Consider the following 13,575-nt stretch of genomic DNA (forward strand, 5'->3'; position numbering starts at 1 on the left):
CCTGACCGCCTGACTGCTTCGGCAGCGGGCGGTCTCTTTTCCGCAGAATCAGATTGCGCCCAACGGAGCCAGTCTGAACCCACCCGACCAATGCACCGCCGATCGAGCGAGGTCTATGACGCATTCCGCATCGGAACCCAATTCGCCGGCCATCAAGGCCGTCACAGGCGACGCTCGCAACGGCGCCGCCTCAAATACACTTGAACCTATTCTGGCCACCACCGGCGTCAGCAAAACGTTTCCGGGCGTAAAAGCGCTGCAGGGAGTCGACTTTCGCCTGTTCCCCGGCGAGATTCACACGCTGATGGGGCAGAACGGCGCCGGCAAATCCACCCTGATCAACGTGCTGACCGGCGTAGTCGCGCCTGACGCCGGCACGATCCGACTCGGTGGCGAGATCGTCGCGTTTGCGTCGCCGCAGGAGGCGGAAGCGGCCGGCGTGCGCACGCTGTATCAGGAAGTGAACCTGTGCCCGAACCTGTCGGTGGCGGAAAACATCTTTGCGGGCCGGCAGCCAAAGCGTTTTGGCGCGATCGACTGGCCCGACATCAAGCGGCGCGCGCAGGCAGCGCTTGCTCGCCTCGACGTGACGCTCGACGTCACGCGATCGCTCGACGCCTATCCGATTGCCGTGCAGCAGATGGTGGCGATCGCGAGAGCACTCTCAGTCGACGCTCGCGTGCTGATTCTCGACGAGCCGACCTCCAGTCTCGATGACGGCGAAGTTGCTCAGCTGTTTAAAATACTTCGGCATCTTAAGCAGTCGGGAATCGCCATTCTGTTTGTCACACATTTTATCGAGCAGACCTACGCCATCTCCGATCGCATCACGGTGATGCGCAACGGCGAGCGTGAAGGCGAATATCTCGCGCGGGATCTGCCGGCCGATCAACTGGTCGCGAAGATGGTCGGTCATGAGCGCATGAGCGCGCGCTTGCGCGAAGCAGCACATGACGGCCACGCTGTTCATGAAGGACCTCAGAGCAAGGACGCGGTTCAGCCGTTCGTCGAATTGCGCGGCGTCGGACGGCGCGGCACGTTACAGCCGATTGATCTCGACGTGCAGCCGGGCCAGATTCTGGGCCTGGCCGGCCTGCTAGGCTCGGGCCGCACGGAGACCGCCCGGCTGTTGTTCGGGGCCGACCGCGCCGACAGCGGCACTATCCTGATCGAAGGGCGGCCTGTGCGGCTGCGTTCGCCTCGGGACGCGGTGCGCCACGGCATCGGCTATTGCGCGGAGGACCGCAAGAAAGAGGGCATCGTGGCCGAACTGTCGATCCGGGAGAACATTCTGCTGGCGTTGCAGGCGCGGCGCGGCTGGTTACGCAAGATCAAACGGCATCGCGCACAAGAAATCGCGGACATGTGGATCGAGCGCCTCGGCATCAAGGCAGCGGACGCCGAACAGCCAATCGGGCTGCTCTCCGGCGGCAACCAGCAGAAAGCGCTGCTCGCGCGCTGGCTCGCCACGAATCCCAAACTCCTGATTCTCGACGAACCCACTCGCGGCATCGACGTTGCCGCCAAGTTCGACATCATGGACCGCTTGCTGGCGCTATGCGCGAACGGTCTGAGCATCCTGTTCATTTCGTCTGAGATCAGCGAAGTGCTCCGCGTGAGCCACCGCGTAGCGGTGCTGCGCGACCGTCGCAAGATCGCTGAGGTGGCCGGCAAGGCTTCGAACGAAGACAACATTTATCGACTCATCGCGGGGAGCGGCGAATGAAGCTATCGAACTGGTTCGTGCGCGATGGTGCGGAGCGCCCATTGATCTGGCCGTGCGTCACACTGGTGCTCCTGTGCGCCCTGAACCTCCTGGTGAATCCAGATTTTCTTTCTTTGAGGATGCTCGACGGCCACCTGTTCGGCGCGCCGATCGACGTGTTGAATCGCGCCGCGCCGCTGGTGCTGGTTGCGACCGGCATGACGCTGGTGATCGCCACGCGCGGCATCGATATCTCGGTCGGCGCGGTGGTTGCGATCGCCGGCGCCGCGGCGGCCACGATACTTGCGACGCAAGCTGCGCCGAGCGCCGGATTGATCGCGCAGGCGCTGGTCGCGGCGCTGATCGTCGGTGTGTTGAGCGGCATGTGGAACGGATTGCTGGTGTCGTTCGTCGGCATGCAGCCGATCATTGCAACGCTGATCCTGATGGTCGCGGGCCGTGGCATTGCGCAATTACTGACGGCAGGGCAGATCATTCCGATCGGCGCACCGGGTTACCTGTTCGTCGGTGGTGGGTATTGGCTTGGCGTGCCGTGTTCAGTGTGGATCGCAAGCGTTGCGGTGCTCGCCACTGCCGGGCTCGTTGAAGGCACCGCGCTCGGACTCTTCATTCGTGCAATCGGTGTCAATCCGGTGGCGACGCGTCTCGTCGGCCTGCGCTCGAAAGCACTGGTATTCGCGGTGTACGGCTTCTCGGGATTGACAGCCGCGATGGCGGGCATCCTCATCAGCTCGAACGTGCGCAGCGCCGATGGCAACAACGCGGGCCTGCTACTCGAACTCGATGCGATTCTGGCCGTGACGCTCGGCGGCACATCGCTGCTTGGCGGCCGCTTCAGTCTCGCCGGCACCGTACTGGGTGCGTTGATCATCCAGACGCTCACCTATACGACTTATTCGATCGGCGTGCCGCCGGAAGCGACGCTCGTCGTCAAGGCGGCCGTGGTGCTGGCGGTGAGCGTGATCCAGTCGCCCTCGGCGCGCTCGCTCGCCATGTCGCTCTTCAGGCAGCGCGGGGTGGCACGATGAGACGACTCCTCGAGGCCTGGGCGCATATCGTCGATCCGCGCACGTTGCCGATCGCCGTCACTGTCCTGTTGTTTTGCGCGCTGTTCGGTTTCGGCTCGGTGATGTACACCGGCTTTTTCTCGTGGCAAGTGCTGCTCGATCTGCTGGTCGATAACGCTTTCCTGCTGATTGTCGCGATCGGTATGACGTTTGTGATCGTGTCCGGCGGGATCGATCTGTCAGTGGGCTCGGTGGTGGCGCTGACCACCATCGTCGAAGCGGTGCTGTCCGAACATATGCATCTGTCGGTCTGGGTGATCGTGCCGATCGTGTTGCTGATGGGCACCGTGTTCGGCGCGGTACAGGGAGCGCTGATTCACTTTTTCCGCTTGCAGGCGTTCATCGTCACGCTGGCGGGCATGTTCTTCGCGCGCGGCTTGTGCTTTCTGATCACGACGCAGTCGATCACGATCAATGACCCGACGTTCCAGAAGATTTCCGCGTTCCGGCTCAATATCGGCGTCGGCTCGGTGACGGCCAATGTGCTGATCGCCCTCGTCACGCTTGCCGCGGCGATCTATGTCGCGCATTTCACGCGTTTTGGGCGCAACGTGTATGCGATCGGTGGCAATCCGCGCTCGGCGTTGCTGATGGGCTTGCCGGTCGCGCATACGCGGATCGGCGTGTATGCGCTGAGCGGCTTCTGTTCGGCGCTCGGCGGCGCGGTGTTCACGTTCTACGTGCTATCGGGATATGGGCTGCAAGGGCAGGGTATGGAGCTCGACGCGATCGCCGCGACGGTGATCGGCGGAACCTTGCTGACGGGTGGTGTCGGCTACGTGATCGGCTCACTATTCGGCGTCGGCATTCTGGGCACGATCCAGACGCTGATTACCTTCGACGGTACGCTCAGTTCGTGGTGGACCCGCATCGTGATCGGCGCTTTGCTGTGCGCGTTCTGTCTGCTGCAGCGGCTGATCGAGCGGCATGCGAAATCAGTGGGGCGTCCAGGTGGCACCGGCGCTGTTGTGACGCCAGGCCGTGAGCACGGCCGGGGCGATGCAGCTACGGCGTCCGATTCACATGTGATCGGACGCGCGCCGGAGCAGGCGTTATAGCGCGGCTTGGGCGTTGAGTTCACGCCCGCGGGTTTCCGGCAGCGTCAGCGCGGCGAGGATCACGATACCGTAGGCCGCGGCGGCGAATACACCGATCGCGTGACCGAGCGTCATAGTCTGCGAGACGTAGCCGATCAGGAACGGAAACGTCGCGCCGACCGCCCGCCCGAAGTTGTAGCAGAAGCCCTGGCCGGAGCCTCGAATGCGCGTCGGGAACAGCTCGGTGAGGAACGCCCCCATCCCCGAGAAAATGCCGGACGCACAGAAGCCGAGCGGGAAACCGAGCACGAGCATCGTGAGGTTATCGAGCGGCAGTTGCGTGTAGATCAGCGCGATCGCACACGAGGCCAGCGCGAACGTGATGAACGCGCGTTTGCGGCCGATCTTGTCGCTGACGTAAGCGCCCGTCAGATAGCCGCAGTACGAGCCGACGATTACCACGCCCAGATAGCTGCCGGTGCCGATCACGCTCAGATGCCGTTCGGTCTTCAGATACGTCGGCAGCCAGGTGGTCACCGCGTAGTAGCCGCCTTGCACGCCGGTCGCGAGAATGGACGCACGCAGCGTCGTCCAGACGATATCGCCGCGGAAGATATCCAGCAACGAAGGACGCGTTTGTGCCGCGGCCTGCGCTTCCTTCTGCTGCCGATGCACCTCTGGCTCTTCAACGAAGCGGCGGATCCAGATCACGAACGGCGCCGGCGCAATACCGATCGCGAACAACGCACGCCACGCGTAATCGGCCGGTATCCATGAAAACACGGCCATAAACAGCAGCGTCGAGACGCCCCAGCCTATCGCCCAGCCTGCCTGTACGAGACCCACCGCCTTGCCGCGGTCACGCGGGCGGATGACTTCGCCGATCAGCACTGCGCCCGCCGTCCATTCGCCGCCAAAGCCGAGCCCCATCAGGCCGCGCGCCCACAGCAACTGCGAGAAGTTCTGCGCCAGCGCGCAAGCCAGCGTGAAAACCGCGAACCAGAGAATCGTGATCTGCAAGGTCTTCACCCGGCCGATGCGATCCGACAGCACACCGGCTGCCCAGCCGCCGAGCGCGGAACTCAGCAGCGTGACCGTTCCGATGAGACCCGCATCGCCGCGCGTGATGCCCCATGTCGCGATCAGCGTCGGAATCACGAAGCTCAGGAATTGCGTGTCCATTGCGTCGAGCACGTAGCCGATCTTGCAGCTCCAGAACGCACGCTTCTCGCTAACGGAAATCTGCTGATACCACGCAAACGGGTTTTTGCCTGTGCCGGGCGCGCTGTAGCGCTCGGTGTCTGCGGTCAACTGCGCTTCGGTTTTCATAGCCGGGCTCCGGTCGTAGTCAGTGGCCGCGTCTTGCCGCGCGGCTTGTAGTGGGACAACTCAAAAACGCTGCGGCTAGAGCATCGCCAGCGTGGTGTTGGGAATGTCGGTAACGAGCATGTGTCCTGGCTTGTGCGCGATTGCAAACGGCAAACGCGCGCTTTCTATCGCGGCTTGCGGCGTGACGCCACAGGCCCAGAACACCGGTAACTCGTCGCTGCGCACCTCGACTGCGTCGCCGAAATCGGGCCGCGTAATGTCGCGAATGCCGATCAGCGACGGATCGCCGATGTGAACCGGCGCGCCATGTACTGCGGGAAAACGGCTGGTGATCTGGATAGCGCGGATCGCGTCGGCGGCTTTCATCGGCCGCATCGAAACTACGCGATTCCCGCTGAACACGCCTGCGGCCACGTTACGTTCCCGCGTGCGATACATCGGCACGTTGACCTGCTGTTCGATATGGCGCAGCGGAATACCTTCGCGCCGCAACATTTCTTCGAACGAAAACGAGCAGCCGATTGCGAACACCACCAGATCGTCGCGCCACAGTTCGTCGAGACTCCGGACCTCCTCGGCACGTTCGCCGTGGCGGTACACATAAAACGCGGGGACGTCATTGCGAATGTCGAGATCGGCGCCGAGCGACGGGACGCGCCATTCGCCGGGTTCGCCGATGCCGAGCAACGGGCAGGCCTTCGGATTGAGCGTGCAGAAGCGCAGGAAGTCGTCGGCGTATTGGCTGGGCAGGATGGCGAGATTGGCTTGCGCATAGTCGCCGCAGTAGCCCGCAGTCGGCCCGGACAGGCGGCGGCTGCGAATCTGCTGACGAAACTCGGATGGCGTGTAGGACATGAACGGCTTGACTCCAACTAGGTCCGGGTGACCGATGGGAGCCAGATTAGTAACGCCAAAAATATCCATCCAGCGAGTTATTCTTGTGTTTCGTTAAATTAAACTTAACAGCATCGCAGGCGATTTTGCGGTGATGATCGAGTCTTTCGCGGCGCTGTTGGAGAGCTAATGCAATGAATACCCGCTTTGTCGAAACGTTTCTGACGCTCGCCCGTCTAGGCAGTTTTCGCGCGACTGCCGCTGCCATGCACGCCACGCCCGCTGCGATTTCGCTGCGTATTAAAACGCTTGAAGCCGAGTTGGGCGTCGAGTTGATCGAGCGCGACGCCGCCGAGTTTCAGCTCACGGCGCATGGCGAACGGCTGCTCGCGCATGCGCGCTCGGTGGTGCAGGCCACGCGCTCGCTGCAACTGGCCGCGCAGGACGAAACCCAGGTGACGAAGCGGTTGCGGCTCGGCGTCATCGAAACGGTGGTGCACAGTTGGCTGCCGGACTACATCCGGATGCTGAACGCCGAGTACAAGCGCATCGTCGTGGACCTGACGGTCGATTCGAGCGCTGTGCTTGGGCCTCGTTTGCGGGCCGGCGAACTGGACCTCGTCATTCAGGTGGAGGAAACCGGCGAGCAGGAAGCGTCGATCGTATCGACCTTGCTGGCGAGCTATCCGGTGCGCTGGATCGCGCGCAACGATCTGATTCCGGCGAGCCGCGCGAAGCATGTGCAGACGGTCTTGCAGAAACCCGTGCTGACGTTCGGCCGTGGCACCGCACCGCAAATCGCCGTGGAAGCGATCGTGGAGATGCTCGCGAAGCGCGCCGGTGTGCCGCTTGCGGATACTCAGGTGACCTGTATGCCGTCGGTGGCGGTGATCGTGAAACTGTTGCGCGATGGCTATGGAATTGCGGCGGTGCCGGCGCTGTTCGTCGAGCCGTTTCTGAGCAGCGGCGAACTGGGGCAATTGCAGGTGCGTCCGCTACCGCCGCCGATCGACGTTGCAATGATCTATCGCGACGACGCCGACGTCGGCGTGCTGGCAGCATCGCGCGTGGCGCGCAGCGCGTGTGATCAGTATGCGAAGGCGATGGGGCGTCAGTTGATTGAGAGGCGGTGAGGCGGGGCTCGAGTCAGCCGAATGGCCGCGTCTTAAATTCCATCCATACCGAGCCGCCTACGCGTCGTAGCGACCAGCTTGTCGAACGAAAAGGCGCTTGTGGCAAGCGCGATGGCGTCGGGAAAATTCTCGCGCGCAATGTCCGTCAGCACCTGGCCCGGCGGCGCTTCGATCAGCACGCGGGCGCCCATTTCCTGCATAACGGTGAGCGCATCGAACCAGCGTACGGTGTAGCGCATATTGGTCGCGAGATCGTCGCGAATGGCCTCTGCCGTATACAACGGGCGGCCGCCGCGATTGCCGATATAGGTAGTCTGTGGCGTGTGGAAGGGGACGTCTTTTGCGTACGCAACGAGCTCGTCGGTGGCATGTGCGAGCAGTTCGCAATGTGACGGCACGCTTACCGCAAGACGGACGGCCTTGCGTGCGCCTGCCGCCAAAGCGCGTTCGATAAACGTGTCCAGCGCGCCATTCGCTCCCGCCATGACGATCTGACGCGGCGCATTTACATTGCCAACGTAGACACGTTGATCGCCCGCATCTGCATGTTGAGCGGCGAGTGTCTCCAGTTGGTGCTCGGTCAAACCCGACACGGCCGCGAGACCGTAGCCGGATGGGTACGCCGTCTCCATCAACTCGGCGCGCTTGCGAACCATCTTTAACGCGTCGTCAAAGTGAATCGCGCCGCAACTGACCGCCGCGGCATACGCGCCCACCGATAGGCCTGCGCTGATCTCCGGCGTGAGTTGTTCATCCGCTAGCGCCCGCGTGATCGCCACGCCCGCGACGGTCAAGCCGATCTGAACAGCTACGGTTGAGCGCAGGGCGTCTGGCGTATCGAGGGCGAGTACGTCGATGTCGAGTACTTGAGACGCTTCTTCGAGGGTGCCGGTCACAGCGTGATGTTGCGGCAGACGGTGCAGAAATCCGTCCGACTGCGCGCCCTGGCCCGGAAACAGAAGGGCCAGCATCAGGCATTGCCGTGAGCGGGCGCCCACGGATCGGTGACCAACTGCGGCCCGAGAGCATGGCGCACCATGACGCGTGTTTTGTCCGCAGCCCACTCGGCCAGCGCAACGCCGCCTGCGGGTGTTTCCAGTTGCGCATCCACACGAATGCCGGCATGTTGTGCGATTGCTTGCAGATAGTTCAGCAACTGAATGGCGGCGTGATGCGAGAGCTTTTCCGGCGCGCGAATCAGCAGATCGAGATCGCTCGAAAGAGTGACCGTGGGAGTCTGCGTTGCCAGTTCGAAACCTGCGCTGCCGGTTGGTCCCCAAACGAATCCAGCCAATGCGCCGGCTGTATCGCGTTGTAGTGCGGCAAGGGCCGCGAAAGCAGGCAACGCATTGCGCGACTCAAGCGGGCTGCGTCGCGCCAACGTTTCCGGCGGCACGGCAATTTCAATATCGTCCCGATGCGCCCATGCACCGTAACGCTGCGACCGCTCGGTGCCGCGCAAGCCGATCGCCACGAAGCCGTCGGCGGCCAGTGCGCGTCGTACAACCGCATACGGCGTGCGCTCGAAAGCCCCGCGAACCCATGCCGGCTCGCCGTCAAAATGTGGCAAGCGGTGTAAGCGCAGCAGATCATGCGGCTGCCAGCGCGTGTCGCACGACAACGCGTGATCGGCTGCAAACGGCGGCGCTGCGCAGGCCTGCATTACACGGCATCCCATTGTTCGGCGAGACGCCGCCGCACTTCAATCGACGCTGCGCGATTCTTTTGAGCCGCGGCCGATTCAAGACGATGCGATAAATCGCGACCGCCAGCGCGCGCGCTGTGGATCTGTTCGGTCAATACCTGACGCACGCGCTCGATTTGCGCGGCATCGGGTGCGTCGGCGTCGACGCCTTCGATCAACTGGTCGAGCAGGCCAAGCTTGGCGAACGACGTCATCGAATAGGACATCGGCACAATGGTTTCGCCGAGCGCGTCGAGTGCTTCGACGGTGCGCCGCGTAACGCGTGCGGCCGCTTCCTTGCCCATTGCGTGAACCATCGTGCCCGGCGCGTCGAGCGCGACGATCCGGTTTGCCTGATAGCCGTGCGCGAGGAATGCGCCCGACATGGCGGGCCCGACGATCAGCGCGATCACCGGATGCCCGGCCTCGCGCGCCGATGCATAGGCATCGACCGCAGCCGCGCAGGCGAGGTGAATGCCGAGCATCTCTTCGCGGTAACCGTACGCCTGGCTTTTCACATCGACGATCGCGACGATCGGGCGGCGCGTACCGCTCGCTTCGTCCTGCGCGATGACTTCGCGTACAGCGCGTGCGAGCAGCCAGCCTTGTTCGAGACCGACCACGTTATCGGTCGCGCGCGGAAAGCGGTTGTCGGGATCGGGGACGACCGCAATGAAGTGCGCGGTCTCGCCGCCGAGCGACGCGTCGCCGCTCCATACGGGCGCTTTACCGGACGCGTTACCGGACGTTTCGCCGGCAAGTGCATGGAACCAGCGTGCGCCGCGGCTGAGGGTGGCATCGCTCATGCCTGCTCCTTGCGCGCGTTGTTCTGCGCATGTGGGTTGTACACGTCACGCATCGTTTCCGGCGTCACGCTGGCCGGGTCGATTCGCGCGAGGCGGTTGAGAAAAACGTCGACCTGTTCGCTGCGATGCGCGGCCGGTAGTCCTTGAATGAAGGCTGAGCGCACGGCGGCGCGCACCGCGTCGGCATCGTCGTCGACCAGTTGATCGGCGAGCGAGGTTGCATCCCGTTGTTCGCCGCCGATCAGTTGCCACACGCGGCGCCGATCGCTCGCGTCGAGCTCTTCGATACCGGCTTCCTGTTCGATCACTTCAGGGCCGTTCATGCCGAGCCGCCCCTGTTTCGTCACAACGAGATACGAGCACAAAGCCGCTGCAAGCGACATGCCGCCAAAGCAGCCGACCATCCCCGCGATCACGCCAACTACCGGTACATGCCTGCGCAACGCGACGATCGCGGCCTGAATTTCGGCGATCACCGCAAGGCCGAGGTTAGCTTCCTGCAGCCGCACGCCACCGGTTTCGAACAGCACGACAGGGCGGACGATCTTGCCGCGTTCGCAGTCGCGCAAGGCCATGTCGAGCGCGGCGGCGATCTTACTGCCGGACACTTCGCCGATACTGCCGCCCTGGAACGCGGACTCGATTGCCGCGACCACGGCCGGCTCGCCGTCGATGGTGCCGCGTGCGATCACGCAGCCATCATCTGCCTGGCAGACGACCCCTTGCAACGGCAGCCACGGCGATTCGATCTTGTCGAACGGTCCGAGCAGTTCGCGGAACGTGCCGGCGTCGAGCAGCGAGCGGGCGCGTTCGCGGGCGGACAGTTCGATAAAGCTTTCGCGCAACATCGGCGCGGGGTGTGCGGTGGCGACTGTGGTCATGCGGCGTCTCCCCGTTCTGCCGCTTCAATGGCCTCCGCGAGCCGCAGCGCGACGACGCCCGGTGTCGCACCGAAGTCGTTGATTTCGATTTGCGCCGCGCCGTCGTAGCGCGTGAAGAAGCGGTCGAGCACGCTCTTCCAGATGTGGCTGTAGCCATCGACGCTAGTCCGCACGACCACATGCGCGCTCAGGGCCGCGCTGTTTTCGGCTGGCGACAGGAGGACTTCCAGATCGCCCGAACCGACCACGCCAACATGCGCGCGAGTCGTGACGGCGCGTTGCGCCGGATAGTCGAAGGTCAGATGTTCCATGAGGCTGAGCTCCCGCCGGCGTCGTGATGCGCCAGCATATCGAGAAAGAGGGTGGCGGCGAGCAGATCGGCTGCGCCACCAGGGGATGCGTTGAGCGACAGCAATGCGTGTTCGAGCGCGACGAGCGCGGTGTGCCCATCCGGCGTCGAGCTGCCGCCTGCTTGCAGTACGCGGCGCGCGCCGTGTTGCGCGGCGTGCAAACCGGGCAAACCCGCGCGATGCAGCAGACAGGTGTCGTCGAGCGACACCATGATCGAGAGCAGGGCGTCGATGCGCGCGGCGTTTTCGTCGACGCCTCGGGCTCGCGCTGCGAGTAAAGCGGGCAAGCCGATCTCGATGACATGCGGGAAACCGTCTTGTGCTTCACGGCGCGCTCCGCCGACCTGATAGCGCTGCCGCGCGCGCTCGCCGTGACTATCGGCGGGGGCGGCGAAACGATCGGGGAAACAGGCAGTTTGTGCGGCGAGGGTGCAGACATGCGATGCGTTCAGACGCGTGGCGTCGCCTGTCATTGCAGCACCCGCTACCAACAGGCCGACGATCCAGATTGCACCGCGATGCGCGTTACTGCCGCCGGTGGCCTGCAGCATGTCCTGTTCGCCGACGCGGCCGATTTGCGCGAGTTCGGCACGCAACAGCGCGGACGGTTCAGCGCGGCGGCGCGCTGTGCGTGCGAGCGCCGCAAAGGTCGGTTCAAGCGCGTGTGCCGAGCGCAGCATGGTGGCGAGATCGAGGTCGCGATGCGCACCGCTGCCGCGCCGGTCGACCAGCGCGGGTTTCGGCGTGAGTTGCGCTTCTTCGATCAGCGCGGACACCGCGAAGCGCGCGAGTTGCGCATCGGACGGTGCTGTCCGTACCCTAAGCGCCTGCCTTTCTACCGCGCCTGCCGCGTGCAAGAACGTGGCGCTCTGGCGTGTCGGGGCGATGCGCGAGAGCACGTCGACCTCAGCCACTGGTTCGGCATACGTCGTGGACCTGACCGTGCCCGTTTCTCTCCCAGTCAGCGCGGCAGCACGGGACGCGAGTTCCGCCTTCGCGTCCGGCATGGCGTCGGCCTCGCACTCGCACTCGAGCAAAACAGCGGGCGCCATCGTTACCAGCTCCTGAAGCGAGCCGGTGGCTCGTACAGGCCGCCCGACCACGTCACCAGATCGTCAATGCTGCGTGCGGCCAGCAATGAGCGCTTCGCTTCGCCGCGACGAATGCCGAGATCTTCCGGATACGCGACGATGCCGCGCCGGCGCAATTCTGCGGTTTTCTCCGGCTTCGCGCGCAGCCCGATCGGCGTGACGCCGGCTACTGCAGCCAACGCCGCACGCCGCTCGTCGATCCCTTCGGCCTTGTGCAAATGCGCGATGCCTTCCTCGGTGACGACATGGCTTACGTCGTCGCCGTAGATCATCACAGGCGCGATCGGCATGCCGCTCTTCGCGCCGACGGCGACCGCATCGAGTTCATCGACGAAGGTCGGCTCGCCGCCCTTCTTGTAGGTTTCGGCCATCTGCACGACCAGCTTCTGTCCACGCGATACCGGCCCCTGATCCTTCAGCAGCTTGAGCCATGCTTCGCTTGAATGACGCCGTCCGCGCGGATCGTGGCCCATGTTCGGCGCACCGCCGAACCCGGCGAGACGCCCACGCGTCACCGTCGACGAGTTGGCGTCCGCGTCGATCTGCAAGGTCGAGCCTATAAACAGGTCGACGCCGTATTGCCCAGCCAGCTGGCACAGCACACGGTTCGAGCGCAGGCTGCCGTCGTTGCCCGTGAAAAAGACATCGGGACGCGCTTCGATGTACGCCTCCATGCCGACTTCGCTGCCAAAACAATGGATGCTGTCGACCCAGCCCGATTCGATCGCGGGGATCATGGTGGGATGCGGATTGAGCGTCCAGTTGCGGCAGATCTTGCCTTTCAGTCCGAGCGATTCACCGTAGGTGGGCAGCAGCAACTCGATCGCCGCGGTATCGAAGCCGATGCCGTGATTCAGCGAGCTCACGCCGTACGGCTCGTAGATGCCACGAATCACCATCATCGCGGTGAGCACCTGCAGGTCGCCGATATGGCGCGGGTCGCGCGTGAAAAGTGGCTCCACGGCGAACGGCCTGTCCGCCTCTACGACCACGTCGACCCACGAACCCGGAATATCGACGCGCGGCAGTTCATCGACGATCTCGTTGACCTGCACGATCACGATGCCGTGCCGGAACGCGGCGGCTTCGGCGATGGTCGGCGTGTCTTCAGTGTTCGGGCCGGTGTACAGATTGCCGTGACGGTCCGCCTTTTCCGCGCACAGCAGCGCGACGTGCGGCGTGAGATCGACGAACATCCGCGCGTACAACTCGACGTACGTGTAGATCGAGCCGATTTCCAGTTGCCCGTCTTCGAGCAGTTGCGCGACGCGCAAACTCTGCGGTCCCGCGAACGAGAAATCGACCTTGTGCGCGATGCCGCGCTCGAACAGCGTCAGATGTTCAGGACGGCCGATGCTCGATATCAGCAGATGCACGTCGTGGATCTTTTGCGGATCCACCTTGGCGAGCGCGCGCGACAGGAAGTCGGCCTGTTTCTGGTTGTCGCCTTCGAGTGCGACGCGGTCGCCCGGCTGAATCAGTGTTTCGAGGGCGTCGACGATACGGTTGGTCGGCAGGACGCCGTCTTCCAGCCACGGTGCGATGGCCGCGAGGCGACGGTTCTTCTCGTCGCGGCGCGTGGTCCAGGAACGTGCGTTGGTGGAAGCTTCGGTGGCTTCGGCGGATCGGTTCATCGG

General features: G+C 63.8%; 13 protein-coding genes. 4 read left to right on the forward strand and 9 right to left on the reverse strand.

Annotated elements, in window-relative coordinates:
- The first annotated feature begins 115 nt into the window (after positions 1-115).
- Genes R8871_RS36725 through yjfF form a run of 3 tightly spaced genes read left to right on the forward strand, consistent with a single transcriptional unit; the run spans position 116 to position 3,851 of the window.
- Positions 116-1,726 (forward strand): sugar ABC transporter ATP-binding protein, encoded by a 1,611-nt coding sequence (locus tag R8871_RS36725; RefSeq protein ID WP_175054806.1) that lies wholly within the window; start codon positions 116-118, stop codon positions 1,724-1,726.
- Complete coding sequence (locus tag R8871_RS36730; RefSeq protein WP_175054807.1) at positions 1,723-2,754, forward strand: ABC transporter permease; 1,032 nt, start codon at positions 1,723-1,725, stop codon at positions 2,752-2,754. Before R8871_RS36725 ends, R8871_RS36730 begins: the two co-directional genes overlap by 4 nt.
- On the forward strand, positions 2,751-3,851 hold the full coding sequence (yjfF, locus tag R8871_RS36735) for a galactofuranose ABC transporter, permease protein YjfF (protein ID WP_175054808.1): 1,101 nt from the start codon (positions 2,751-2,753) through the stop codon (positions 3,849-3,851). Before R8871_RS36730 ends, yjfF begins: the two co-directional genes overlap by 4 nt.
- On the opposite strand, the gene R8871_RS36740 is transcribed toward yjfF, so the two are convergent.
- Positions 3,846-5,159 (reverse strand): MFS transporter, encoded by a 1,314-nt coding sequence (locus R8871_RS36740; RefSeq protein ID WP_175054809.1) that lies wholly within the window; start codon positions 5,157-5,159, stop codon positions 3,846-3,848. The genes yjfF and R8871_RS36740 overlap by 6 nt on opposite strands.
- A 75-nt stretch (positions 5,160-5,234) precedes the next feature.
- Positions 5,235-6,014 (reverse strand): putative hydro-lyase, encoded by a 780-nt coding sequence (locus R8871_RS36745; RefSeq protein WP_175054810.1) that lies wholly within the window; start codon positions 6,012-6,014, stop codon positions 5,235-5,237.
- A gap of 173 nt (positions 6,015-6,187) precedes the next feature.
- Between R8871_RS36745 and R8871_RS36750 the strand changes: the two genes are divergently transcribed.
- A complete protein-coding gene (locus R8871_RS36750) occupies positions 6,188-7,126 on the forward strand; it encodes a LysR family transcriptional regulator (RefSeq protein ID WP_175054811.1) in 939 nt (312 codons plus the stop codon).
- 32 nt (positions 7,127-7,158) lie between these two features.
- Here the strand turns inward: R8871_RS36750 and mdcH are convergent, their stop codons facing one another.
- The 7 genes from mdcH to mdcA are packed head-to-tail and all read right to left on the reverse strand — an operon-like array spanning position 7,159 to position 13,572.
- Complete coding sequence (mdcH, locus tag R8871_RS36755; protein WP_175054812.1) at positions 7,159-8,097, reverse strand: malonate decarboxylase subunit epsilon; 939 nt, start codon at positions 8,095-8,097, stop codon at positions 7,159-7,161.
- Positions 8,097-8,789, reverse strand: coding sequence for a malonate decarboxylase holo-ACP synthase (locus tag R8871_RS36760; RefSeq protein ID WP_175054813.1), 693 nt, complete (start codon positions 8,787-8,789; stop codon positions 8,097-8,099). The genes mdcH and R8871_RS36760 overlap by 1 nt, the downstream gene beginning before the upstream one ends.
- Positions 8,789-9,616, reverse strand: coding sequence for a biotin-independent malonate decarboxylase subunit gamma (gene mdcE / locus R8871_RS36765; protein WP_175054814.1), 828 nt, complete (start codon positions 9,614-9,616; stop codon positions 8,789-8,791). The genes R8871_RS36760 and mdcE overlap by 1 nt, the downstream gene beginning before the upstream one ends.
- Positions 9,613-10,497 (reverse strand): biotin-independent malonate decarboxylase subunit beta, encoded by an 885-nt coding sequence (locus tag R8871_RS36770; protein WP_175054815.1) that lies wholly within the window; start codon positions 10,495-10,497, stop codon positions 9,613-9,615. The genes mdcE and R8871_RS36770 overlap by 4 nt, the downstream gene beginning before the upstream one ends.
- On the reverse strand, positions 10,494-10,808 hold the full coding sequence (locus R8871_RS36775; protein WP_175054816.1) for a malonate decarboxylase subunit delta: 315 nt from the start codon (positions 10,806-10,808) through the stop codon (positions 10,494-10,496). Before R8871_RS36775 ends, R8871_RS36770 begins: the two co-directional genes overlap by 4 nt.
- On the reverse strand, positions 10,796-11,899 hold the full coding sequence (locus R8871_RS36780; protein WP_246288021.1) for a triphosphoribosyl-dephospho-CoA synthase: 1,104 nt from the start codon (positions 11,897-11,899) through the stop codon (positions 10,796-10,798). The genes R8871_RS36775 and R8871_RS36780 overlap by 13 nt, the downstream gene beginning before the upstream one ends.
- A 2-nt stretch (positions 11,900-11,901) precedes the next feature.
- On the reverse strand, positions 11,902-13,572 hold the full coding sequence (gene mdcA, locus R8871_RS36785; RefSeq protein WP_175054817.1) for a malonate decarboxylase subunit alpha: 1,671 nt from the start codon (positions 13,570-13,572) through the stop codon (positions 11,902-11,904).
- Between the last annotated feature and the right edge of the window lie 3 nt (positions 13,573-13,575).

The sequence above is a fragment of the Paraburkholderia sediminicola genome (assembly GCF_902859805.1).
GTDB lineage: Bacteria > Pseudomonadota > Gammaproteobacteria > Burkholderiales > Burkholderiaceae > Paraburkholderia > Paraburkholderia sediminicola.